This is a genomic window from Sphingomonas zeae (genome assembly GCF_014197135.1).
Lineage (GTDB): Bacteria > Pseudomonadota > Alphaproteobacteria > Sphingomonadales > Sphingomonadaceae > Sphingomonas > Sphingomonas zeae.
The window spans coordinates 182380-204823 of sequence record NZ_JACIFA010000003.1; the positions used below are offsets into that span (position 1 = coordinate 182380).

The following is a 22444-nucleotide window of genomic DNA, read 5'->3' on the forward strand; positions in this document are numbered from 1 at the left end:
AAAATGTCACCGGAAAGGCGCAACCCGATTTGGTCATGACATCCTATGCGCTCGCCGGTGGCCAATCCCAATCACGCGTTCGAGGACCCCGTCTCGATGCCGGGCTTCACCCCATGGGCCGCTGGGTGTTTGCCGCCCTGCTGGTCGGCGGCCTTGCCTATGCGGGCTATAGCGTCGCGGCGGACACGGCGAGCGTCGGCGAGCCGATGGCGATCGGGGTCTTCGCATTTCTGGGACTGGCACTACTGATCGCGCTCGGCTTCGAGTTCGTGAACGGTTTTCACGACACCGCCAATGCGGTCGCGACGGTCATCTATACCCACTCGATGCCTGCACCGCTGGCGGTGGTCTGGTCTGGCTTTTTCAATTTCCTCGGCGTCGTGACGTCGAGCGGTGCCGTCGCCTATTCCATCATCACCCTGTTGCCGATCGACTTGATGCTGCATGTCGGCTCGGCGGGCGGGTTCGCAATGATCTTCGCGCTGCTGCTCGCGGCCGTGCTGTGGAACCTGACGACCTGGGCGGTCGGATTGCCCAATTCGTCCAGCCATGCGCTGATCGGGTCGATTCTGGGCGTCGGGCTGGCCAACCAATTGCTGTCGAACATTCCGGGTACCTCGGGCGTCGACATGGCGCAGGTGCAGAAGGTGCTGTCCGCGCTGCTGTTCAGCCCCTTGGTCGGTTTCGCCGGCGCACTGATGCTGCTCCTCGTCATGAAGCGGTTCCTGCGCGACAAGCAGCTGTATCGCGAACCGGAGGGCAATACGCCTCCGCCCCGGGGCATTCGTGCCCTTCTGATCTTCACCTGCACCGCGGTCAGCTTTGCACATGGCGGCAATGACGGGCAGAAGGGGATGGGGCTCATCATGCTGATACTGATCGGTTGCGCCCCCACAGCCTATGCCCTGAACCGTACGCTGCCCGAAAGCGCGATGCCTGCTTTCGCGCGGAACGCCGAAGTCGCCGCCGCGGCCTATGTCGCTCATGGCGCGCCGGGCCAGGTTTCGGTGGATCGCGCGCGGCAGGCGGTCGTCGCTGGCGTTCGCGCCCGGACGATCGACACGCCGCAGGTCTATACCGGGCTTTCCGTCCTGTCGCGGGATATTGGCCAGCGGATCGAGAATTACGGCACGTTCAGCCGCGTACCGGCCGCCGTCGTGCCCAACCTTCGCAACGACATGTACCTGGTCCTGGACACCACCCGCATGGTGGCCAAGAGCGAAGCGGCCAAGCGGCGCTTCACCGCTGCTGAAATCGAATCGCTCAGCGCTTACGCCGGGGCGCTGGAACGCGGGACCCGATACATCCCCCTTTGGGTGAAGGTCACGGTCGCGCTCGCGCTAGGCCTGGGCACGATGGTCGGTTGGCGCCGGATTGTCGTGACGGTCGGTGAGCGGATCGGCAAGACGCACCTGACCTATGGCATGGGCGCGGCGGCGGAGCTGATGACGGCCGCGACAATCTTCGGCGCGGAATTGGTGGGCCGTCCGGTATCGACGACCCATATTCTGACGTCGGGCGTCGCGGGTGCATCCGTCGCCAATGGTTCGGGTCTGCAATTCCGCACGATCCGCAACATGGTTCTGGCCTGGGTCCTGACGCTGCCCGCTGCGATGCTGTTGTCGGGCACGCTTTACTGGCTGCTGCTGCAATTGGCGGGTGCGATCGCGAACTGACCGGCAAAATCGGGCGGCAGGGTCTTTACGGAGTCGCTCCGCTTCTGCACGAGCGAACCATGACCCAAGGATCGCCTCCGTCACACCGCCATATCCTGCTGGCCAGCCTGACCGGCACGGCGGTCGAATTCTACGATTTCTATATTTATGCGACGGCGGCCTCGCTCGTCTTCGGCCCCTTGTTCTTTCCGGCATCCTCGGCGGCGGCGCAACTGCTGCTGTCCTATGCCAGCTTCGGCCTGGCTTTCATCGCACGGCCGGTGGGGGCCATTGCCTTCGGGCATTTCGGCGACCGGGTGGGCCGGAAATCGACCTTGGTGGTCAGCCTGATGCTGATGGGGGGCTCGACCGTCGCCATTGCCTTCCTGCCGACCTATGCACAGGCCGGCTGGATCGCGCCCCTCCTGCTATGCATCGCACGCCTGGGCCAAGGGCTGGGTCTGGGCGGTGAATGGGGCGGGGCAGCACTCCTCGCAGTGGAGAATGCGCCGCCCGGCCGACGCAACAGCTGGGGCATGTTCCCGCCGCTTGGCGCGCCGGTGGGCTTCATCCTCGCCAACGGCTTCTTTCTGATCCTGGGCCTGATCCTCACCGACGAGCAATTCCGCACCTGGGGCTGGCGCCTACCGTTCCTGGCCAGCGCGGTATTGGTGCTGCTGGGCCTGTGGGTGCGCCTGCGCCTGACCGAGACGCCCGACTTTGCCCAGGCGAAGAAGGCCGAGGCTTTGCCCCGGGTTCCCATCGCCACGCTGCTGCAAGGGCATGGTCGCGCGCTGCTGGCGGGGACGGGCGGGGTGGTTGCCTGTTTCGCGATCTTCTACCTCGCGACCGCCTTTGCGCTGGGGCATGGCACCACGGTGCTCGGCTATCCCCGCGAGGCTTTCCTGGGCATTCAGCTCGCCGCCATCCTGTTCCTGGCGCTGGGTGTGGTCGTGTCGAGCGTCATGGCCGATCGACACGGCGCGCCGCTGATGCTGCGGCTGGGTTTCGCGGGTTGCGTGCTGGTCGGGATCGTGATGGGGCCGATGCTGGGATCGGGATCGCTTACGATCGTTTTCGTTTGGCTCGCGCTGGCGCTGTTCGTCATGGGTTTCGCCTATGGGCCGCTCGGCGGTTGGCTGCCCGCGCTGTTTCCGGCCGGCGTGCGCTATACCGGCGTGTCGATGACCTTCAACCTGGGGGGCATCATCGGCGGCGCGCTCGCGCCCATTGCCGCGCAGGCGTTGACCGAGCGCGGCGGGCTGAACTTCGTGGGCGGCTATCTGGTCGCTGCCGGTCTGCTCAGCCTCGCCGGACTCACGCTGATGCGCGGCAGGATCAGCGATCAGGCCTGACGCAACAGTGTCAGGCGCGCCTTGCCATGAACACGCGAGGCGTCGACGGTAAAGCCTGCGACCTCCACCTCCTCCTGCTTGGCCGTCTCGATGCTGACCCAGGTGCCGGCCCCAACCCAGCCGAGCCGGGCCAGCTTGTCCAGTGCAACGCTGCCGGCACCCGTCGCATAGGGGGGATCCATCAGGATCAGGTCGAGCGGCGCACGGGCAGGGCCTAGCGCCATCACCGAGGCGGCCCGGACATCGCCCTTCGCCTCCAGCTTGGCCAGATTGGCGCGCAGCGCATCGAGCGCCGCGCGATCCTGTTCGACGAACAGGCAGGATGCGGCGCCACGCGAAAGCGCCTCGATTCCCAGCGCGCCGGAACCCGCGAAGAAATCACCGACTGCCAGCCCTTCGAAATCGCCCAACCGCGCCGCGAGCATCGAAAACAGCGCTTCCCGCGTCCGGTCGGCGGTCGGGCGGGTAACGTCACCCTTGGGAGCGATAAGCGGACGCCCGCGCCACTGTCCGGCGATCACGCGCATCAGCGGCGCCCTCCCGGCCCGCCACGACGGGAGCCGCCCCCGCCCGGACGTCCTCCACGCGGGTTGGGCTGTGAGGGGCCGCCTGGCCGGGCGGGTGCGCCCTGCGGCCCCCGCGACGGCCGGCCAGGCCGCTCGCTGCGACTCTCGGGTCGAGACGAGCGCGGTCCGCCGGAGTCGGAACGCTCACCTGCAGGGGAGGATTTGGCAAAAGGCTTGGCATCCCGACGCGTTTGGTCGGAGCGAATGCCGTCGCGCGCGGGCCGATCGGCGCGATCATCATGGCGTGACGGCCGCTGTCCGCCGAAGCCGGCGCGCTCACCGGTCGGAGACTTCGCATAGGGCTTGGCACCCTGACGCGGACGATCGGAACGGACGCCGTCGCGGGCGGGGCGATCATTGGCATGGGACGATGCCGGGCGACCATGGTCACGGCCGCTCCGCTCGCCCGGCGCCTTGCGCTCCAGCGGCTTAGGCTGGCCGCTGGTCCCGCCCGGCGCCTTCACAAAAGCCCCGCGAGACGCGGGCTCGCTCGCGACCCGGGCAGGCGGGGTACGGAAGCCGGGCTTGGGCTTGGTCGGCTTGATCGCATCGGCCGGAATGCCGCCCGCCAGTGACCGTCGGAACTCGACGATGTCGTGCCCCTTCACCTCGCCAATTTCTCCGACGGGCAGTTCATCCAGCACGAACGGGCCGTAACGAAGCCGGATCAACCGGCTGACCTGAAGCCCCAGATGTTCGAGGACGCGGCGGACCTCGCGATTCTTGCCTTCGCGCAGCGTCATCTCGATCCAGACATTGGCGCCCGTCCGCCGTTCCAGATTGGCGTCGATCTGGCCGTAGCGGATGCCGTCAATCTCAATTCCGTGGATCAGTTCCTCCAATTGCGCCTGACTGACCTCGCCATATGCCCGGGCACGATAGGTGCGCTCGACACCGGTCGCGGGCAGTTCCAGCTGGCGCTTGAACCCCCCGTCCGTGGTCAGCAGCAGCAGTCCCTCGGTATTGAGGTCGAGCCGCCCCACGGGCACCAGTCGCGGCAGTCCGGGCGGCAGGCGATCATAGATGCTCGGCCGCCCCTTGGGATCGCGCTCGGTGACGAGCAGGCCGTTGGGCTTGTTGTACAGGAACAGCCGGGTCGGTTCGGGCGCCGCTACGGGCTTGCCGTCGACGGTCACGCCATCGAGCGAGGACAGGAGTGTCGCGGGAGTGTCGATCGCCACGCCATTCAGCGCGATCCGCCCGTCCGCGATCATCCGCTCGACCTCGCGGCGCGACGCCACGCCGGCCCGCGCAAGCAGTTTGGCTATACGTTGATCTGATGTCATGATCGACGCTGATACATAGGGTGTTGACCAAAGGAAATTAATTGCGTCGTTTCAGGCTGACAAAGCGTTACGCGAGCGAGTGGGGCAGCAGAGACAGGCCGGTAAAGGGATGAGATTCTTCGGACGAAAGAAACGACAGCTGGTCAAGCTGCTCGTCGTCGAGGACGAGCCGCTGGTCGCGTTCGACACCGAACACGTCCTGACCGACGCCGATTACGAGGTGGTCGGTACCGTCGACCGGGTCAGCAAGGCGGTCACGCTGATCGATGGCGGTGCCGATATCGATCTGGTCCTGGCCGACGTCCGGCTGGCGGATGGCAGCGGAGTGGACGTCGCCCGTGCTGCCCATGCCCGCAACATTCCCGTCCTGTTCATCACAGGCACGCCCCCCGACGGGGTAGAGCAACTCGCCGAAGGGATCCTGATGAAACCCTTTGGCTCACGCGAATTGCTGGGCGCTATCGACGCGATCGAGGAACGCCGCGCAGGCAAGCCGCCGAGTCGGCTGCCCTCGGGCTTTCGTCTGTTTGCCCGCGCCTGATCGCTGGCCCCCGTTGCCCCTGGTGGCCAAGCCTTATACGGTCCCCGCTTTCCGATAGGCGGGACGGTTATCATATGGCGAGTGGGCGGTGGTGGGATGGAGTGCGGCCCTATGTCGAGCCCGCGCCGCTGGCTTCGCTGGCCCTCGGCATATCCTCCGCTTTCCCGCTGACCATGATAAACGCCACGCTGGCCAGTCGCCTGGCCGAGGCGGGGATCGAGAAGAAGAGCGTTACGGCCTTCGCGCTGGTCATCCTCGCCTATAATCTCAAATGGCTGTGGGCCTGGATCGTCGAGGGGGTCAAGATTCCCGTCCTTCACCGGCTCGGCCAACGCGTCTCCTGGCTGCTGGTGGTGGCGGCCCTGGTTTGCGTCGCTGCGATCGGGCTGGGCCTTGCCGATCCGCGCGTATCGCTGGCGCAGACGGCGATGGCCGCCATCGCGCTCGGTATCGCGGGAGCGACCTTCGACATCGTGATTGATGCCTATCGCATCGAATTGCTGGAGCCGCGCCAGCTCGGCGTAGGCGCGGGCATGGGGCAATATGGCTGGCGGATCGGATCGGCGCTGGTCGCTTCGCTGTCGCTGGTCATCGCGACCCGTGCGGGGTGGAGTGTGGCCTATATGGTCAGCTGCGCCTTCGCTCTGCCCGCCGTGGTCACGGCACTCGTCATGGGTGAGCCTGCCCGCCATAATGAGATCACCGCCACACGTCCGACCGAGGGGATCGTCAGGGCGGTGGTCGGGCCCTTTGCCGAGTTCTTCCGCCGCCAGGGCGCACTGATCATCCTGGCCTTTATCCTGGTGCACAAGATCGGCGACACGCTTGCCAACCTGACCTTCCGTCTCCTGTTCAACGACCTCGGGTTCACCAAGGACGAGATCGCGCTGTACGATGTGGGCGTCGGCTTCTGGGCGCTGTTGATCGGCGTGTTCGTCGGCGGCGTGCTCTATGCGCGACTTGGGATGAAGCGATCGGTATTGATCAGCCTCGTTCTGATGGCGGTATCGAACTTGTCCTTCGCAGGCCTGGCCGGGCTGGGCCATTCCAACTGGGGTATGGCCGGTGCGATCGGGTTCGAGAATTTTTCGAGCGGGATCGGTGGCGTTACCGTGGTTGCCTATTTCTCGGCCCTGACCGACCTGCGCTTCACCGCAGCACAATATGCCTTGATCTCGGCGGCGGCCAGCGTCGTCGGGCGTATCCTGAGCGGGACGACGGCAGGCGCGTTGGTCGAAGAATTCGGTTATGTCGATTTCTATTTGCTGACCACTGCGGTAGCGGTCCCTGGCATCGCCCTGTTCTGGTGGATGGCGCGGTCGGGCCTGGTCGATCGCTCGATCGGCAGCGCGGGCACCGATGGTGAAGGCGACGCCCATCGCGGCTCGCCGGTCAGTAGCTGATCGGCCGCCCCTCATCGGCGAAAGCGGCGCCGACGGCGGCGGCGCTCGCCAACACCCCATCGACATGCCGGATTCCAAGCAGATCGACCATCAGGAAGCGCGCCTTTTGCGGCGCAATTTCCAACTGGGCAAGGATGGTGATGAGGGCGGCCTCCGCCACCGTCATCCGCGCGCAGCAACACGGCGCGATGGCGATCTGGCCAGACGCATGGGACGCCAGATCCGCCATCAAAGCGCGCATCAGGACGAGGGGACGCCGGAAGTCCTGTCCGAACATCGTGAATAGCGTGTGGGTAGCCCGTGCATCCGCCAGTCCGTGCGCGCCCATACGACGTATCGCAAACAGCGCGATCCGGGCGTGCGGACAGGCCGGCAGCATGTGAGGCAGGACTGCGGCTAGGGTCGTAGTTTCGGCCATCGGCGGGGACTCCGTGATTACGGCCCCATGCTAGACGGTCGCTATTGATAGTCAATCGCAAATGAGGGCGGTGTGGCCATCCGCTCGTCGCGTCATTGCGGCGCCTCGTCATTCTGGCTCAGGACCTGCCCGGCGAGGTAGAGCGACCCCGCGATCAGGACGTGTGCCGGATTTTCCAAGCGCTGGGCGATCGTTGTCAGCGCATGGGCGGGATCGCTGGCTGTGAATGCCGTCAAGCCGAGCGCGCGCGCGTGGCTGGCGAGGCTTTCGGGCGGGTGGCAGGCGTGATCCGGGACCGGCACCGTGACGATCAAGTCGACCATGCCACCCAGCTTTTCGAGAACGGGACCAGCCTCCTTGTTCGCCAGCATTCCCAGCACCAGCGCGGTCGCTCCCTCCACGCGCCATCCCGCCATGGTCCGCGCAATCGGTGTCGCCGCAGAAGGATTATGCGCACCATCGAGCCAACATTGGGTCATTTTGGGCAGGTTTGCAGTAAGCGGGCCGGGCGCCAGCAGCTGCATCCGCGCGGGCCATTGCGCGCCGCTCGCAGCCCGCTTCATCGCCTCTCCGGGGATTAGGACCGCCTGCTGATGCCGCAGCATTGCGACGGCCAGCGCCAGATTGCGCGACTGGTGTCCGCCCGTTAGGCTCGGTCGGGGCAGGGTGAGTTGTCCCTGTTCGTCCTCATAGGTCACTGCGTACCGGGCCGAAGCGCTCGACCAGGCCTGCCCTCGCGCAAAGACCGGCGCGCCCGCCGCCGCCGCGACCTCGGCAATCGCCTCGCGCAAGGGGCGCGCATAATCCATGGTGACGAGCGGCGTACCCCGCTTTGCGATCCCCGCCTTTTCGCGCGCGATGCCCGCCAATTTGGGCCCGAGAAACGCCTCATGGTCGATGCCGAGCGCGGCGATGCCACAGACGGCGGGCGGCGGCAGGACATTGGTCGCATCGAGGCGCCCGCCCAGGCCCACTTCGATAATCGCCGCCGAAGCCGGGGTACGAGCAAAGCACAGGAACGCGGCGGCGGTCGTCACCTCGAAAAAGCTTGCGCCGATCCCCTCGGCATGGACCAGCACTTCCTCGAGTACCGACGCCAGCGCCTCGTCGCCGATCAAATGGCCGTTCAGCCTTATCCGCTCGTTGAAGCGGACGAGGTGGGGGCTGGAATAGACATGAACGCTTTGCCCGGATGCCTCGATCGCCGCGCGCAAAAAGGCACAGGTCGATCCCTTGCCATTGGTTCCTGCGACGTGAAAGACCGGTGGCAGATGCTGCTGCGGATCGCCCAGCCGCGCGAGCAAGGTGGTGATCCGCTCCAGCCCTAATATGTCGGCGCCCGGTGACAGGCGCCACAGCCGGTCGAGTTGCGCCTGGACGGCCGGATGATCGGAACGGGCATGGTCGGGCATCGGCCGGTCTCTTGGAAAGCGGATATGAAAGAGGCGGACCTCTCGGCCCGCCCCCTAATGCGATCGGTGCGAAAAGGCGACGGCTCAGGCAGCCTGACGCGATCCGGTCAGATAGCCGATGACCGTCGCCAGACGCTCGCGCAGGTCGCGGCGATGGACGACCATGTCGAGCATCCCGTGATCCAGATAATATTCCGACGTCTGGAAATCATCGGGCAGCTTCTCGCGGATCGTGTTCTCGATCACCCGGCGGCCCGTAAAGGCCAGCGTGGCCTTGGGCTCGGCAATCTGAACGTCGCCCAGCATCGCATAGGCCGCCATCACGCCGCCCGAGGTCGGATCGGTCAGCACGACGATATAGGGCAGGCCCGCATCGTGCAGCATCTGGATCGCGACAGTGGTACGCGGCATCTGCATCAGGCTGAGAATGCCCTCCTGCATCCGTGCGCCGCCCGACGCGGTGAAGATGACATAGGGGCAGTGATCGGCGATCGCCGCCTCAACGCCGCGCACGAATGCCTCGCCGACCGCCAGGCCCATCGAGCCGCCCATGAAGGCGAAGTCCTGTACGCCGATCACGACCTTGTGGCCCAGGATGGTGCCGCGGGCGTTGACCAGCGCGTCGGTTTCGGCAGCGCTGGTCCGCGCCGCCTTCAGGCGATCGGCATAACGCTTGGAGTCGCGAAACTTGAGCGGATCCTCCGGCACCTTGGGGGCGGGCAGTTCGTTGCAGCTGCCTTCATCAAGCAGATGCCGGAAACGCGCCTTCGGCCCGATGCGGTCGTGATGGTCGCATTTCGGGCAGACGTTCAGATTGTCTTCCAGTTCCTTGGTGAAGACCATCTGCCCGCATCCCTTGCACTTGTGCCAGAGATGATCGGGCGTCTCCTTCTTGACGACGAAGGGGATGACGTTGCGGACGCTGTTGAGCCAGCTCATGCGAGTTCCTTGCGTGCATCGGCCAGTGCCGACGACAGGGTTTGAATATAGGCGCGGACCGGGGCGGGGGCAGATGCGCCATGCTCGCCCACCAGATCAACAATCGCCGAGCCGACGACGACGCCGTCGGCCACGCGACCGATCGCCGCCGCCTGTTCCGGCGTGCGGACGCCGAAGCCGACCGCAACCGGCAAACGGGTCGCCGCCTTCAGCCGCGCGACCGCATCCTCGATCGAGGCTTGCGCCGCCTGTTGCTGGCCAGTGATACCCGCGACCGAGACATAATAGAGAAATCCGTCCGCGCCCGTCAAAATGGCCGGCAGGCGCGCGGCGTCGCTGGTTGGAGTGGCGAGCCGGATCGACGCCACACCCTTGGCCCGAAGCGCCACGCCCAGCGCATCGTCCTCCTCCGCCGGCACGTCGACACAGATCACGCCGTCTACCCCCGCTTCGGCCGCCGCATCGGCAAACCATTCGGCGCCGCGCACCGTCATCGGATTGGCATAGCCCATCAGGATCAGCGGCACCGACGGATGGCGTTCGCGGAACGACTTGGCGATCGCGAGCACATCGGCGGTGCGCGTACCTGCGCCGAGGCTGCGGATATTGGCCTTCTGGATCGCAGGACCATCGGCCATCGGATCGGTGAAGGGCATCCCCAGCTCGATCACATCCGCGCCCCCGTCGACCAGCGCGTCGAGGATCGCGGCGGTGTCGGCCGGCGTTGGATCGCCCGCCGTCACGAAAGCGACGAGCGCGGCGCGGCCTGCATCAGAGCAGGCCGCAAAGGCATCGGCGATCCGGCTCACATCTTCACTCCCATCGCGTCGGCGACGGTGAAGATATCCTTGTCGCCCCGACCAGAGATGTTGACCAGCGCGATCTGGTCGCGGTCCATCGTCGGGGCCTTCTTGATGAGCCCGGCCAAGGCGTGACTGCTTTCCAGCGCGGGGATGATCCCCTCGATCTTGCAGCAGAGCTGGAAAGCGTCGAGCGCCTCGCTATCGGTAATGCCCTCATAGACGACGCGGCCGGTGTCGTTCAGCCAGCTATGCTCCGGCCCGATGCCTGGATAATCCAAGCCCGCCGAAATCGAGTGCGCCTCGGCGATCTGGCCGTCCTCGTCCTGCAGCAGATAGGTCTTGTTTCCGTGCAGGATGCCCGGCTTGCCGCCGGTGAGGCTGGCGGCATGCTGGGTAGTGGCGAGGCCATGGCCCGCTGCCTCGATGCCCAGCATCTTCACGTCGGGATCGTCGAGGAACGGGTGGAACATGCCGATCGCGTTCGAGCCGCCACCGACCGCCGCGACCAGCAGATCGGGCAGACGGCCTTCCGCCTCCAGCATCTGCGCACGCGACTCCGTGCCGATCACCGACTGAAAGTCACGGACCATCTCCGGATAGGGGTGCGGACCCGCCGCCGTGCCGATGATGTAGAAGGTGTCGTGAACATTGGCGACCCAGTGACGCAGCGCCTCGTTCATCGCATCCTTGAGCGTCTGTGCGCCCGAAGTGACCGAATGCACCTCCGCGCCGAGCAGCTTCATGCGAAAGACGTTGGGAGCCTGCCGCTCGATATCACGCGCGCCCATGAAGATGGTGCAGGGCAGGCCGAAACGCGCCGCGACGGTCGCGGTCGCCACGCCATGCTGGCCCGCGCCCGTCTCGGCGATGATGCGGGTCTTGCCCATCCGCTTGGCGAGCAGGATCTGGCCGATGCAGTTGTTGATCTTGTGCGCGCCGGTGTGGTTCAGTTCCTCGCGCTTGAAATAGACCTTCGGCCCCTTGCCCTCGGGGGCGCTGTTGCGCAGCATCTCGGTCATACGCTCGGCATAATACATCGGGCTAGGGCGCCCGACATAATGGGTCATCAGGCTGTCGAACTCGGCCTTGAATGCCGGATCAACCTGCGATGCGCGGTATTCGCGTTCCAGGTCGAGGATCAGCGGCATCAGGGTCTCGGCGACGTAGCGGCCGCCATAGTCACCGAAATGGCCGCGCTCGTCGGGCTGGGCGCGGAAGGAGTTGGGGGCGTTCATCTCGTATCCCTTGGGCGTTGCGTGGCGAAGCCTGCAAACGATCCTGTCACTGATTTGTCGCAACGGCTTTAAGGAACGTCGCGATCTTGTCCATATCCTTGACGCCCGGCGCGCTCTCGACACCCGAGGATACGTCGACCAACGGCGCGCCGGTTCGGCGGATCGCCTCGGCGATGTTACCGGCGTCCAGGCCGCCCGAAAGCGCCCAACGCAGCGGATGGCGGACTCCGTCGAGCAGACTCCAGTCGAAGCGCAGGCCCATGCCGCCGGGCAGGGATGCGTCGTCCGGGGTCTTGGCATCGTAAAGGACTAGGCTTGCCGCCCCCGCATAGTCTCGGGCTTTCTCGACATCGGCGCGCAGCTTGATCGCGACCGCCGCCCAGACTTCCCGGTCGAACTTTGAGCGGATCGCGGCGACACGCGCCGGGGCCGTGCGGTGAAGCTGGATCGCGTCCAGCATCCCGGCGCGCACCGCCGCCTCAAGAAGCTGATCGTCGGGGTCTACGAATACGCCGACCCGCTGAACGTGATCGGGCACCCGCCCGGCCAATCCCGCCGCGACATCGAAGGTGAGGTGGCGGGGCGAGGCGGGGAAGAAGACGAAACCGACATGGCTTGCCCCACCGCCCAGGGCGGCGTCGAGCGTGGCGGGCGTCGTCAATCCGCAGATCTTGGCAGTGGTCGACATGATCGTTTCCCGAATGGGAGGGTCCGAAAAACGTGCTTAGAGCGTGCCCGCGATCGCCCGCGCGGCGGCGTCGGGGTCTTCCGCCTGGGTGATCGGACGGCCGATGACCAGGATCGAGGCCCCGGCATCGACAGCCGCGCGCGGCGTGACGACGCGCTTCTGGTCGCCGATCACGCTATCGGCCAGGCGCACGCCAGGAACGACGAAAAAGCCTTTCGGCCACGATCTCTTTGCCGCCGCGACCTCTTCGCCTGAGCAGACGATGCCGTCTACACCCGCCTCGGCAGCCAGGTCGGCCAGGCGACGGACATGATCGGCCGGCGAGCCGATGACGCCGGTTTCGGCGAGGTCGCTCGCGTCAAGGCTGGTCAGCATGGTAACGGCGACCACCTTGGTCCCTGTGGGCGCGGCCGCCTTCGCATCCTCCAGCATCGCGCGCCCGCCGCTGGCATGGACCGTCAGGATGGCAGGGGCAAGCGGACCGAGCGCCTGAACCGCCTTGGCCACCGTATTGGGGATGTCGTGCAGCTTGAGGTCAAGGAAGATGGGCAGACCGATATGCGCCATCTCGCGCACGCCTGTCGCGCCGTGGGCGCAGAAAAACTCCAGCCCCAGCTTCAGCCCCCCGACATGGTGGCGGACCTTGTGCGCCAGCGCCTGAGCGCGGGCCAGATCAGGGGTGTCAATGGCGACGTAGATGCGATTGCTCATGAAGGGATCAGACCGTCGGCTGGGTGTTGGGGGTGACAGATTGGACGGGCGCCACGTAAGCGCTGGTCTCAGTCGACACGGCGGCCAGCGAACGCTCGGCAGCGCTCAACCGCTGGCGCAGCTTCCAGCGTGCGGTGTGCTGCCAGATCAACGTCGGCACCAGCCCGAGCAGAAAAGTCAGGAACAGCAGCAGCGGCAGGTTCACGTCCGCCACGAGGCCGCCAACCAGCCGGATCGGCACGGTCGTCCAGTTCCCCAGCGTGAAGGCCGCGGCCAGAAAGGCCAGCAGACACCAGAACAGCATTTTCAGGAACTGCATGGGTTTCTCCGCATCACTGTGTCCGCCACCCACCTGACGGGGCGGCAGAACCTCGCTTGGCGATGCGGTCTAGCCGCGTTGGTCGGGCATGACCAGCCTTCAGCCGATCTCGCGGCGAAGCGAGGCAATCAGCGGGGCGATGGCGGTGAGACGTTCCTCCTCTTCGTCCAGGATGGCCAGAAAGGCCCGCCGTTTGAACGCCGCGACTGCGCCCGGTTTCAGTCGAATGGTCGATGGCAAGGTGGAAACGGCAATGTCGATCATCCGCTCCGCCCCGTGCAGCCGCCCCCAGAGATAGTCGTTCTCGCGGTAGCTCCGACTGAAAAAGGCGCCGAATGTCAGGAACTGGATGCCCTTGAGCGTCGCCTCCGCCCCGCCGGCGCGGATGGCGGGGGCGTCGTCGGGTGAAATGCGATCCACCTTGATGGGGTCGAACTCGTCCAACCCCTCGCCTTGAAGTAGGGGCAAGGTAGCCACGTCGAAGTAGGGAAAGCCCAGATAGGTGAGCAACATGGTCCGCCGCGCTGCACGGGGAAGGCCCGAAAAGGCGGCCGCCAGCCGGGCATCGGTTTCGCCGTCGAGCCGGATTAGGTCGAGCCTGGCTTGCAATTGATCCAGCACCGGGCCGCCATCGTCACGGATCGCTCGGATGTCATCGGCCCATTCGGCCTGCGCGCTGCCGCTCTGGCGCTGCAAGAACTCGGCAAGCGATTCGTAGATGGCGTCCCGGACAGGGGCCAGTTGCGCCTCGCTATGCTCGGCCTCCAACTCGGTCAGTCGTCGGGCGAGCAGTCGAAGACGGCGGATGCGATAGCCGAGGTCGAAGGCGCGCAAAAAGGCGCGGGCACCGTTGCTCGATCCGCCGGTGAAACTGATGGCGTCCGCCCCCACGGATCGGACGGCGATGGTCCGCTCGATCATTGCGCGCAGACGGTGGCGGCGTTGGGGCACCTCGTCGCCGATCGCTTGCGCTAGGATCACAGCCATGCCGTCGATGACATTGGCCAGCTTCAAATGGCCATAGGCGGCATAGCTGAACCCCGCCTTCGCCGCGGCTGCGGCCTGCGCTCTCACTCTCCAAGAGGCGAGGCGCGTGGCGGTCGGGCGGTCGAGGAAGAAGGTGCCGCCGAACAGCTGCTCGACCTCCTGTTCCACCTCTCCACGGATCGCGGCGAGGATCGCCTGCATCCGGTCGATCCTCGCCGAGCGCGCCGCGATCGCCTCCAGATTGTCGCGGATCGGCTGCTGGCGAGGCAATTCGCTGATCGCCCCGATGATCGTCTGGAAGAAACCGGGATGCCCCCCGCCGCCGGGCAAGCGGAAGTGCATCCCCGGAAACGGATCGATATAGACGAAGCGGCGATCGACCTGCCGCCGGGCTGGACGCCGGCCGAGCGCGTCGATGGCGGGCCGAAAGGGCGCATTGACCAGCACCGATCCGTCTATAAGCACTGCTTTGTCCGCCGCGCCCGCCGCATGATGGCGAGGCAGGACACGGCGAAGGAAATCGTCCCGCTCGGGCCAGCTCTGATCGCGCGCTGTCAGCACCCGGTCGAGTTCGCCCACGGTAAAGGGTGGGAAAGCGCCGGGAAAGCTCGACGTCGCGCGCGCGGCGAACACCAGTTCGGGGATCGCCCCCAATTTGCCATCGCCGCTGTCGGTGAAGTCGACAACCATCCGATGCTCGGTCTCCACCACCTCGCCCGGCGAATGGAGGCGCAGCCGCTGCGGCTGACCCGTAAAGTCCGTAACCGTGACGAACAGATCAAGCGGCTGGCCCGGCGGCAACAGCCGCTTGCCCGCCGGTGCCTCTGCCATACGGTCGAACGCTTCCAGCAGACGCCCAGTAAAGGCGTCGGCGGCAAAGGGAGGCTCGAACCAGCGTGATCGGACCAGATGGCCGAGCTTGGCGCGCACTTCCTCACGCGTGTCGTCATCCAGAGCCTCGACCTTCTCGCCGCTGCGCCCCGCCGCCATCCAGGCGATGGGCAGCGCCCACATCTTGGAAAAGCGCGAAGTCGGAGCAGCTTCGGGCGCGATCAGCGACTCGATATCCGCGGCTTCCAGCCACAGGTCGGTGAGCGGATCGAGCGACTGGCCGGTCGACATGGCATGACCGAGGAAAATGCCGTTGATCCCGCCCGCGCTGGCGCCCGCGATGATATCGGCGAGGATGCGCACGCGGATGCCCCCGCGCTCCGCCATCTCGTCCAGAAGTTCGTGATAGACGGCATCGACCGCCGAGGCAGGGGGGTCGCCTTCATGCGAAGCACGGCTGGCGCGTACGATGCGCCAGATTTCCTTAGTGATGCCGTGCATGTAGACGGCCAAGCTGATTCCGCCATAGCAAACCAGCGCGAGCCGCAGTTCCTTTTCGCGCATCAGCGGGGGCCGATCGTCGCCCAGATGGGCAGATGGTCGGACGCCCGGCGCGAGGCCGCGGTCGCGTGGACGCCACACGCGCCGATCCGCAGTTCGGGCGACACCATGATCCGGTCGAGCCGCCCGATTGGCCGCATGGCGTGAAAGCTCGGCCCCGTCTCCGCCACGAGGAAATCGCGGGTAAAATCCTTCAGGCACCCCGCCGCGCGGGTCCATTCGTTGAGATCACCCATCATGACGGTCGGATGCCGATGCAGACAGCTCGCCAGATGCGCGAGGATCGCCGCTGCCTGCCTCCTCCGCCAAAGCCCCGACAGGTCGAGATGCATGCCAACGACCCGGATCACCCCGGCCTTGGTTCGCAGATCCGCCATGACGGCGCCGCGCGGTTCCAATGAGGGCAGGTGGATCGCCTCGAAATCCAGAACCTGAGTCGACTTGCGGACCAGGATCGTATTTCCGTGCCAGCCCATCGAACGGGCCTTCATGCCATAGACGATGGGTTTCCAGTCGCTATGGTCATCGAGGAGGCGGAGCGGAAGCACCCCCTCGCGCTCGCCGAAGCGCCGATCCGCCTCCTGAAGCGCGATTATATCGGCATCGACCTCCCGCAGCACGTCCAATATGCGGTCGGGATTGCGCCGTCGGTCCGCGCCGATGCCTTTTCGGATATTGTAGCTGGCAACCTTGATCATTCCGCCACTGTAACGCAGTGCCCGGCTTTTGGTGCCGTTTTCGAAATGGTCAGGAAATGGAAAATGGTGCCGGATGAGGGGATCGAACCCCCGACCTTCGGTTTACAAAACCGCTGCACTACCGCTGTGCTAATCCGGCGTTGCCCATCCCCCTAGCGTCAAGACACGCCGAAGGTCCAGCCCTCCGTTTGTGCGACTTCGCAGGAGAGGCGCGTCGGATGCCAGAGGTCATCACGCATTACCATGGTCCGCAGCCAGGCAGCGGTCAGGATCGCATCAGTGCTATGGTCGTCATAGCGGTCGAGCGGATCATGCACCTGGCTGCCCAGCGCGGCCAGGGCATCATCCAGCGCCTGGGCGTTTCGCATCTTGCTTCGCCCTCGAGGGCGTCCGGCGTCGCGGGCGGCCACGGACGTGTAGATTTCAACGACCAGCGCGCCGGACGGCGGCACCGGATCGAACGGCCAGATCGCGATTCGCCCATCCAGACGCCGGAGCAGCCGCATTCCGGCAAAGCTGGCCTTGGCGACTTGAGACGCGCCGATAGCGTCATAGACGGTCGAGGGCTTGCGCCCGCCATCGGCGGCAATTTCACATGTACGCCAGTGGAGGAAGTCCGCCTTCGCCCCATCTGCGGCGCTAAGGTAGAAATGCCGCCCGCGCCGCGCCTCTACGAAACTGCGTGCGCCCAGGTCTGGATCGTCGCTGTTCTCGTCCACATAAGCCCAGAGCGCTCGCGCGTCGGCCGTGGGCGGATCACCCGGAAGATGCGCGCCGCGCGTAACGAACGGAGCCGAAAAGCTGAAGTCGAACCCGATCAGCAGCGGCTCGTCGGCCCGCGCGAGCAACCACTCGGCGACGCCCTCGCGCGACCAGGCCCGGCCCGGGGGCGCGACGATCGTCGGGGCCGCGTTACCGATTTGACAGCTGGCAAGCCTGATACCGGGGTGCGCGATGCCATGCGCGCCCGACCAGTCAATCGCGACGAAGCCGCTGAACCGGTCAGGCGCGATGGTCATCGCCGCCGTCCTGCACGGCGCGGCGGCGCTCGTCCCACCAGGCCATGCGCTCGGCGATCCGCTTTTCCAGGCCACGCCCGGAAGGCTCATAAAAGCTCTGCGGCGGCAGCTCCTCGGGCCAGTAATTCGCCCCCGAAAATCCGCCATCGGCATCATGGTCGTACTGATAGCCCGCACCATAACCGATCTGCTTCATCAGCTTGGTCGGCGCGTTCAGGATATTGGCGGGCGGCATCAACGACCCGGTTTCCTTCGCGGTCCGCCAAGCCTGTTTCTGCGCCTTGTACGCTGCATTCGATTTGGGGGCGGTTGCGAGGTAAAGGCACGCCTGGACGATCGCCAATTCTCCCTCAGGCGAACCCAGGAACTCGTAAGCGTCCTTGGCCGCCAGACATTGGGTCAGCGCCTGCGGATCGGCCAGCCCAATATCCTCGATCGCCGTCCGGGTCAGCCGCCGCAGCACGTAAAGTGGCTCCTCGCCCGCCGTCAGCATTCGGGCGAGATAATAGAGCGCGGCCTGAGGGTCCGATCCCCGGATCGACTTATGCAGCGCCGAGATCAGGTTGTAATGCCCCTCTCGATCCTTGTCATAGACCGCGACCCGGCGTTGCAGGAACGCCGAAAGCCCGGCGGCGTCGAGCGGCTCCGGTAGGTCTACGGCGAACAGCGTTTCAGCCTGGTTGAGTAGGAAGCGACCATCGCCGTCCGCGCTTGCGAGCAGCGCATCGCGTGCGGAGGGTTGCAGGGGAAGGGGGCGCTGCATCAATGCTTCCGCGCGCTCCAGCAACTGTTCGAGCGCCGTCTGGCCGAGCCGGTGCAGGATTAGAACCTGGGCGCGGCTGAGGAGCGCCGCGTTGAGTTCGAAAGACGGGTTTTCCGTCGTCGCGCCCACCAAGGTGACTGTGCCATCCTCGACAAAGGGCAGAAAGCCGTCCTGTTGCGCCCGGTTGAAGCGGTGGATCTCGTCCACGAACAACAAAGTTCGCTGCCCGAGTCGGGCATGGTCGCGCGCCTCGGCAAAGACCTTCTTCAGGTCCGCCACGCCCGAAAACACGGCCGAGATCGCAGCGTAGCGCAGTCCCACTTCCGCGGCGAGCAGTCGCGCGATCGTCGTCTTGCCGGTGCCCGGCGGCCCCCAGAGGATCATCGAGGACAGTCGCCCGGCGGCGACCATCCGCCCGATCGCGCCCTCCGGCCCCGTCAGGTGATCCTGCCCGACGACCTCGGCCAGCTTCGCGGGACGCAGCCGATCCGCCAGCGGCGCATCGGGTGACAAGGAGGACGGGGCAGGGGCAGGGTCCATACCGGCGAAGAGATCGGCCATGGCCGACATGTAGGGGCGCTGACCCGGTCCGTCACCTTCTTGGTCCACGATATATCGAGGAGCATCTTGAAACGCGTTTCATAAGATGTATCTTGAGCCCATCATGATCGGATATGGAGTATCGCAATGAGGCACTTTCACAGGGAAGGCCACGACCATGGGCAGCGGCATAGCCGGTGGAATTTTGCGCCGGTCGAAGGGCAATGGGATTTCGGGGATCCGCGAAGCGGGCGGCGCGGGCCAGGCGGCGGTCGCAGGGGGAGGATGTTCGACGGCGGCGAATTGCGGCTGATCCTGCTCAAGCTGATCGCCGACGAACCGCGTCATGGATATGACCTGATCCGCGAAATCGAGGCGATGACCGGCGGCGCCTATGCGCCTAGCCCCGGCGTTATCTATCCGACGATCACCTTGCTCGATGAAATGGGCTTTATCGAGGAGCAATATTCCGAGGGTGCCAAGAAGCGCTTCGCCGCAACCGATACCGGGCGCGCGCATCTGGCAGAGCGTGCCGAACAGGTCGAAGCGTTGCTCACTCGGCTCCGGGCGCTGGGCGAACATCGTCAACGAGTCGATGCCGCACCAATCCGGCGGGCGATGGCGGGATTGAAGATGGCGGTGGTCGAACGCTTCGGCGGCAGCGAAGCTCCGCAGGACATGGTGTATCAGGTTGCCGCGATGATCGACGACCTGGCCCAGAAGGTGGAGCGACTGAAGTGAGCATTTCCGTCGCCCGCGTACCGACCCTGTCGGCTAGTCGCTATCTCCAGCAGCTCGCCAAGCATTGGAGCCATAAGATGCAGGTTTCCTTCACCGCGGAAGAAGGCACGATCCTGTTTCCCGATGGATCGAAGCTCGCCATGCGCGCCGACAGCGACACGCTCGACATCGTGCTGACCGTGCCCGAGGACGGCGACGTCGCACGAATGCAGGACGTCGTCGCCAGCCATCTTGACCGCTTCGCCTTTCGCGAGGCACCGCTGACCTTCGACTGGCGCGACGGTTAAACGATCAGCGCCCGGCGAACATCATGCGATAAGCGTGCAGCACCGCATCATTCACCTTGTCCCACCGGTAATCGGCGACGCGAGCCTGTCCCGCGCCGCTGAACCGGCGGCGCAGGGCCTGATCGGTGGCGATCCGCTCCAGCGCGTCGGCATAGCCCTTGATATCGCGAGCGCCGACCAGATAGCCGGTTTCCCCGTCCGCCACGAGGTCCATCGCGCCCGTGGCGTTCGCAGCCACGACGGGCACGCCCGCCGCCATCGCCTCGGTCGTGACGTTGCCGAACGTCTCGGTCACGCTGGGGTTGAAGAAGATGTCCATCGACGCCACCGCGCGGCCGAGATCGTCGCCCGTTTGATAGCCAGCGAAAATCGCATCGGGTGTCGCCTTCGCGAACCAGTCCTGTGCCGGACCCTTGCCGACGACCAGGACCTTGTGGGCCACCTCGCGCCGCCGCAACTCGGCCAGGGCGTCGGCAAACACGTCGAGACCCTTTTCCTTGACCAGCCGCCCCAGAAACCCGATCGCCACGTCACCGTCCGCGATGCCCAGCGAACGCCGCCACTCCAGGCTTCGGCGCGAGGGGCGGAAGCGGTCGTGATCGATACCCCGCGACCAGATGCTCATCGGCGGCGTCACGCCCCAACCGCGCAATAGCGTGATCATGCTGGGGCTGGGGGCGACGATCCGGTCGAATTTGTTGTAGAAGCGGGTCAGCAATTTGATGATCGCCGGCTCCAGAAAACCCAGGCCATAATAAGCCGGATAGGTCTCGAACCGGGTATGGACCGAAGCGATCGACGCAACGTCCTTTTCCCGAGCCCAGCGCACGGCGGCATGGCCCAGAAACTCCGGCGCGGAAACGTGGACGATATTGGGCGCGAACGCCTCGAGATCGGCGCGGACCTTGGCCGGAAGCCCGCGCGCCAGCTTATAGTCCGCACGGAAGGGCAGGCGAATGGCCGGCACGTCGACCAGGTCGCCGACGGGGGGAAAGGCCGGGGTCGACGAGGTCGGCGAATAGACTCGCACGGCGACATCCCGCTCGAGCAAATGGCCGACCAGCAGGTTCAGGCTCTGGTTCGCGCCGTCGCGCGTGTAATTGTAGTTGCCGCTGAACAGCGCGACACGAAACTTTTCTGGGATCATGGAGGCCGCCCCATAGCCGGGCGGCGGCGCAAAGGCCACTCCTGCTGGCCGATCAAATCCGTTCCATTTTCGTTCCGCTCCCGCTAGAAGAACGACATGGCCAAGATCCAGAAGCGTTATGTCTGCCAATCCTGCGGTTCGGTGTCGTCACGCTGGCAGGGGCAATGCCCCGATTGTTCCGAATGGAACACGATGCTCGAAGAAGCGCCGGTGCAACTGACGCCGTTTGCCGCCAAGCATAATCTGCAAGGGGGCGGCCGGGCGATCCAACTGGTCGGCCTGGACGCCGATATTCCGCTGCCCGACCGGATGGCGACCGGCATCGCCGAACTGGACCGCGCGCTGGGCGGTGGTTTCGTGGAGGGTTCGGCGACGCTGATCGGTGGCGATCCGGGGATCGGCAAGTCGACGCTGCTGCTTCAGGCGGCAGCCAAGCTGGCACTGGCGGGCAAGCCGGTGGCCTATGTCTCCGGCGAAGAAGCGGCCGATCAGGTGCGACTTCGCGCGCGCCGGCTGGGTCTTGGCCAGGCACCCGTGAGGCTGGCGGCGGCAACCTCGGTTCGCGACATCCTGACCACCTTGTCGATCGGAACGCCGCCCGCGCTTCTCATCATCGACTCGATCCAGACGATGCATTCCGACTTGATCGAGGGCGCCCCCGGCACGGTCAGCCAGGTCCGCGCCTCGGGTCAGGAACTGATCCGTTTCGCCAAGGAACGTGGCACCGCCGTCGTGCTGGTCGGCCATGTCACCAAGGACGGTTCGATCGCGGGTCCGCGCGTGTTGGAACATATGGTGGACACGGTCCTCGCCTTCGAAGGCGAACGAAGCCATCAGTATCGCATCCTGCGTGCGATCAAGAACCGTTTCGGCGGCACCGACGAGATCGGCGTCTTCGCGATGCAGACCGAGGGGCTGACCGAGGTCGGCAATCCATCGTCGCTATTCCTCACGAGCCGCGAGGAGGGGGTGACCGGCGCGACCGTATTTCCCGCGCTGGAGGGCACGCGGCCGGTGCTGGTCGAAATCCAGGCGCTGACCGTCCGGCTGGCATCGGGCGCGACGCCCCGGCGCGCGGTCGTCGGATGGGATACCGGTCGACTGGCGATGATCCTGGCCGTGCTGGAGGCGCGGTGCGGACTGAGCTTTTCGTCGGCGGAAGTCTATCTAAACATCGCGGGCGGATACCGGGTGCAGGACCCCGCCGCCGACCTGGCGGTGGCAGCCGCGCTGATCTCGGCTTTGTCCGAGCGGCCGGTGCCTGCCGATGCGATCGTCTTTGGCGAAATCGCACTGTCGGGTGAGATCCGTTCGGTCGCACACGGCGCGCTCCGATTGAAGGAGGCAGGTAAACTGGGCTTCGAAAAGGCGATGTTGCCGCGGGCTATGGCGGGCGACGAAGGAGGCTTGCGCATGACGGGCTTTCGCACCCTGGCGGAGTTCGTTGACCATATGCTGGGTCGCGGTTAGCGAAGGGCCAGGCGACGCCATGCCCGTTCCTTGCCCCATGGCGGACTTGGCGATCCGTAACGGGCGTGG

General features: G+C 65.7%; 22 protein-coding genes and 1 tRNA gene. 7 read left to right on the top strand and 16 right to left on the bottom strand.

Annotated features, from left to right (window positions below; translation table 11 throughout):
- Window positions 1-35: 35 nt before the first annotated feature.
- Both GGR45_RS06185 and GGR45_RS06190 read left to right on the top strand, forming a co-directional pair.
- Window positions 36-1676, top strand: a complete 1641-nt coding sequence (locus tag GGR45_RS06185; protein WP_175312199.1) for an inorganic phosphate transporter — start codon at window positions 36-38, stop codon at window positions 1674-1676.
- 59 nt (window positions 1677-1735) lie between these two features.
- Window positions 1736-3010, top strand: a complete 1275-nt coding sequence (locus GGR45_RS06190; RefSeq protein ID WP_175312198.1) for an MFS transporter — start codon at window positions 1736-1738, stop codon at window positions 3008-3010.
- Here the strand turns inward: GGR45_RS06190 and rsmD are convergent.
- Together rsmD and GGR45_RS06200 are read right to left on the bottom strand one after the other, a co-directional pair.
- The gene (gene rsmD, locus GGR45_RS06195) at window positions 3001-3537 is read right to left on the bottom strand and encodes a 16S rRNA (guanine(966)-N(2))-methyltransferase RsmD (protein WP_175312197.1); all 537 of its coding nucleotides are present in this window, start codon (window positions 3535-3537) and stop codon (window positions 3001-3003) included. The two genes, GGR45_RS06190 and rsmD, sit on opposite strands and share 10 nt — an antisense overlap.
- The gene (locus GGR45_RS06200; protein ID WP_175312196.1) at window positions 3537-4862 is read right to left on the bottom strand and encodes a pseudouridine synthase; all 1326 of its coding nucleotides are present in this window, start codon (window positions 4860-4862) and stop codon (window positions 3537-3539) included. Before GGR45_RS06200 ends, rsmD begins: the two co-directional genes overlap by 1 nt.
- Window positions 4863-4971: 109 nt before the next feature.
- Between GGR45_RS06200 and GGR45_RS06205 the strand changes: the two genes are divergently transcribed.
- Together GGR45_RS06205 and GGR45_RS06210 are read left to right on the top strand one after the other, a co-directional pair.
- Entirely contained in the window at window positions 4972-5403 is a 432-nt protein-coding gene (locus GGR45_RS06205) for a response regulator (protein ID WP_175312195.1), read from the top strand.
- A 74-nt stretch (window positions 5404-5477) separates the two neighbouring features.
- A complete protein-coding gene (locus GGR45_RS06210; protein WP_175312194.1) occupies window positions 5478-6806 on the top strand; it encodes an AmpG family muropeptide MFS transporter in 1329 nt (442 codons plus the stop codon).
- Here the strand turns inward: GGR45_RS06210 and GGR45_RS06215 are convergent.
- The 13 genes from GGR45_RS06215 to GGR45_RS06275 all read right to left on the bottom strand — a co-directional run bounded on the left by GGR45_RS06215 (window position 6796) and on the right by GGR45_RS06275 (window position 18751).
- Entirely contained in the window at window positions 6796-7224 is a 429-nt protein-coding gene (locus GGR45_RS06215; RefSeq protein WP_175312193.1) for a DUF6628 family protein, read from the bottom strand. The genes GGR45_RS06210 and GGR45_RS06215 overlap by 11 nt on opposite strands.
- A gap of 92 nt (window positions 7225-7316) precedes the next feature.
- The gene (locus GGR45_RS06220) at window positions 7317-8636 is read right to left on the bottom strand and encodes a bifunctional folylpolyglutamate synthase/dihydrofolate synthase (RefSeq protein ID WP_175312192.1); all 1320 of its coding nucleotides are present in this window, start codon (window positions 8634-8636) and stop codon (window positions 7317-7319) included.
- An 84-nt stretch (window positions 8637-8720) separates the two neighbouring features.
- The gene (gene accD / locus GGR45_RS06225) at window positions 8721-9575 is read right to left on the bottom strand and encodes an acetyl-CoA carboxylase, carboxyltransferase subunit beta (protein WP_175312191.1); all 855 of its coding nucleotides are present in this window, start codon (window positions 9573-9575) and stop codon (window positions 8721-8723) included.
- Complete coding sequence (gene trpA / locus GGR45_RS06230; protein ID WP_175312190.1) at window positions 9572-10384, bottom strand: tryptophan synthase subunit alpha; 813 nt, start codon at window positions 10382-10384, stop codon at window positions 9572-9574. The genes accD and trpA overlap by 4 nt, the downstream gene beginning before the upstream one ends.
- Window positions 10381-11613 (bottom strand): tryptophan synthase subunit beta, encoded by a 1233-nt coding sequence (gene trpB, locus GGR45_RS06235; RefSeq protein ID WP_175312189.1) that lies wholly within the window; start codon window positions 11611-11613, stop codon window positions 10381-10383. Before trpB ends, trpA begins: the two co-directional genes overlap by 4 nt.
- Before the next feature lie 46 nt (window positions 11614-11659).
- Window positions 11660-12301 carry a phosphoribosylanthranilate isomerase gene (locus GGR45_RS06240; RefSeq protein ID WP_175312188.1) on the bottom strand — a complete coding sequence of 214 codons (642 nt, stop codon included), beginning with the start codon at window positions 12299-12301 and terminating at the stop codon, window positions 11660-11662.
- A gap of 36 nt (window positions 12302-12337) precedes the next feature.
- Window positions 12338-13012 (bottom strand): orotidine-5'-phosphate decarboxylase, encoded by a 675-nt coding sequence (pyrF, locus tag GGR45_RS06245; RefSeq protein WP_175312187.1) that lies wholly within the window; start codon window positions 13010-13012, stop codon window positions 12338-12340.
- Between the two features lie 7 nt (window positions 13013-13019).
- Window positions 13020-13331 (bottom strand): hypothetical protein, encoded by a 312-nt coding sequence (locus tag GGR45_RS06250; RefSeq protein WP_246358084.1) that lies wholly within the window; start codon window positions 13329-13331, stop codon window positions 13020-13022.
- Between the two features lie 99 nt (window positions 13332-13430).
- A complete protein-coding gene (locus GGR45_RS06255) occupies window positions 13431-15713 on the bottom strand; it encodes a patatin-like protein (RefSeq protein ID WP_175312339.1) in 2283 nt (760 codons plus the stop codon).
- Window positions 15713-16408, bottom strand: coding sequence for an endonuclease/exonuclease/phosphatase family protein (locus tag GGR45_RS06260; RefSeq protein ID WP_175312186.1), 696 nt, complete (start codon window positions 16406-16408; stop codon window positions 15713-15715). Before GGR45_RS06260 ends, GGR45_RS06255 begins: the two co-directional genes overlap by 1 nt.
- Before the next feature lie 64 nt (window positions 16409-16472).
- Window positions 16473-16547: transfer RNA gene (locus GGR45_RS06265), tRNA-Thr, on the bottom strand.
- A gap of 19 nt (window positions 16548-16566) precedes the next feature.
- Complete coding sequence (locus tag GGR45_RS06270; RefSeq protein WP_175312185.1) at window positions 16567-17427, bottom strand: hypothetical protein; 861 nt, start codon at window positions 17425-17427, stop codon at window positions 16567-16569.
- Window positions 17411-18751, bottom strand: coding sequence for a replication-associated recombination protein A (locus GGR45_RS06275; RefSeq protein WP_175312184.1), 1341 nt, complete (start codon window positions 18749-18751; stop codon window positions 17411-17413). The genes GGR45_RS06270 and GGR45_RS06275 overlap by 17 nt, the downstream gene beginning before the upstream one ends.
- A gap of 264 nt (window positions 18752-19015) precedes the next feature.
- On the opposite strand from GGR45_RS06275, the gene GGR45_RS06280 reads away from it, so the two are divergent.
- Together GGR45_RS06280 and GGR45_RS06285 are read left to right on the top strand one after the other, a co-directional pair.
- Window positions 19016-19471, top strand: a complete 456-nt coding sequence (locus GGR45_RS06280; RefSeq protein ID WP_246358085.1) for a PadR family transcriptional regulator — start codon at window positions 19016-19018, stop codon at window positions 19469-19471.
- Window positions 19468-19758, top strand: a complete 291-nt coding sequence (locus GGR45_RS06285; RefSeq protein WP_175312182.1) for a DUF2218 domain-containing protein — start codon at window positions 19468-19470, stop codon at window positions 19756-19758. The genes GGR45_RS06280 and GGR45_RS06285 overlap by 4 nt, the downstream gene beginning before the upstream one ends.
- A gap of 4 nt (window positions 19759-19762) precedes the next feature.
- Here GGR45_RS06285 and GGR45_RS06290 read toward each other — a convergent pair whose 3' ends face one another.
- Window positions 19763-20905, bottom strand: a complete 1143-nt coding sequence (locus tag GGR45_RS06290) for a glycosyltransferase family 4 protein (RefSeq protein ID WP_175312181.1) — start codon at window positions 20903-20905, stop codon at window positions 19763-19765.
- Between the two features lie 96 nt (window positions 20906-21001).
- Between GGR45_RS06290 and radA the strand changes: the two genes are divergently transcribed.
- Complete coding sequence (gene radA / locus GGR45_RS06295) at window positions 21002-22375, top strand: DNA repair protein RadA (RefSeq protein WP_175312180.1); 1374 nt, start codon at window positions 21002-21004, stop codon at window positions 22373-22375.
- Window positions 22376-22444 lie beyond the last annotated feature (69 nt).

Excerpts from the sequence above, each read along its gene's own strand:
- GGR45_RS06185 (WP_175312199.1), top strand. The coding sequence starts at position 36 with ATGACATCCTATGCGCTCGCCGGTGGCCAATCCCAATCACGCGTTCGA.
- GGR45_RS06190 (WP_175312198.1), top strand. The coding sequence starts at position 1,736 with ATGACCCAAGGATCGCCTCCGTCACACCGCCATATCCTGCTGGCCAGC.
- rsmD (WP_175312197.1), bottom strand. The coding sequence starts at position 3,537 with ATGCGCGTGATCGCCGGACAGTGGCGCGGGCGTCCGCTTATCGCTCCC.
- GGR45_RS06200 (WP_175312196.1), bottom strand. The coding sequence starts at position 4,862 with ATGACATCAGATCAACGTATAGCCAAACTGCTTGCGCGGGCCGGCGTG.
- GGR45_RS06205 (WP_175312195.1), top strand. The coding sequence starts at position 4,972 with ATGAGATTCTTCGGACGAAAGAAACGACAGCTGGTCAAGCTGCTCGTC.
- GGR45_RS06210 (WP_175312194.1), top strand. The coding sequence starts at position 5,478 with ATGGCGAGTGGGCGGTGGTGGGATGGAGTGCGGCCCTATGTCGAGCCC.
- GGR45_RS06215 (WP_175312193.1), bottom strand. The coding sequence starts at position 7,224 with ATGGCCGAAACTACGACCCTAGCCGCAGTCCTGCCTCACATGCTGCCG.
- GGR45_RS06220 (WP_175312192.1), bottom strand. The coding sequence starts at position 8,636 with ATGCCCGACCATGCCCGTTCCGATCATCCGGCCGTCCAGGCGCAACTC.
- accD (WP_175312191.1), bottom strand. The coding sequence starts at position 9,575 with ATGAGCTGGCTCAACAGCGTCCGCAACGTCATCCCCTTCGTCGTCAAG.
- trpB (WP_175312189.1), bottom strand. The coding sequence starts at position 11,613 with ATGAACGCCCCCAACTCCTTCCGCGCCCAGCCCGACGAGCGCGGCCAT.
- GGR45_RS06240 (WP_175312188.1), bottom strand. The coding sequence starts at position 12,301 with ATGTCGACCACTGCCAAGATCTGCGGATTGACGACGCCCGCCACGCTC.
- pyrF (WP_175312187.1), bottom strand. The coding sequence starts at position 13,012 with ATGAGCAATCGCATCTACGTCGCCATTGACACCCCTGATCTGGCCCGC.
- GGR45_RS06250 (WP_246358084.1), bottom strand. The coding sequence starts at position 13,331 with ATGCAGTTCCTGAAAATGCTGTTCTGGTGTCTGCTGGCCTTTCTGGCC.
- GGR45_RS06255 (WP_175312339.1), bottom strand. The coding sequence starts at position 15,713 with ATGCGCGAAAAGGAACTGCGGCTCGCGCTGGTTTGCTATGGCGGAATC.
- GGR45_RS06260 (WP_175312186.1), bottom strand. The coding sequence starts at position 16,408 with ATGATCAAGGTTGCCAGCTACAATATCCGAAAAGGCATCGGCGCGGAC.
- GGR45_RS06270 (WP_175312185.1), bottom strand. The coding sequence starts at position 17,427 with ATGACCATCGCGCCTGACCGGTTCAGCGGCTTCGTCGCGATTGACTGG.
- GGR45_RS06275 (WP_175312184.1), bottom strand. The coding sequence starts at position 18,751 with ATGGCCGATCTCTTCGCCGGTATGGACCCTGCCCCTGCCCCGTCCTCC.
- GGR45_RS06280 (WP_246358085.1), top strand. The coding sequence starts at position 19,016 with ATGTTCGACGGCGGCGAATTGCGGCTGATCCTGCTCAAGCTGATCGCC.
- GGR45_RS06290 (WP_175312181.1), bottom strand. The coding sequence starts at position 20,905 with ATGATCCCAGAAAAGTTTCGTGTCGCGCTGTTCAGCGGCAACTACAAT.
- radA (WP_175312180.1), top strand. The coding sequence starts at position 21,002 with ATGGCCAAGATCCAGAAGCGTTATGTCTGCCAATCCTGCGGTTCGGTG.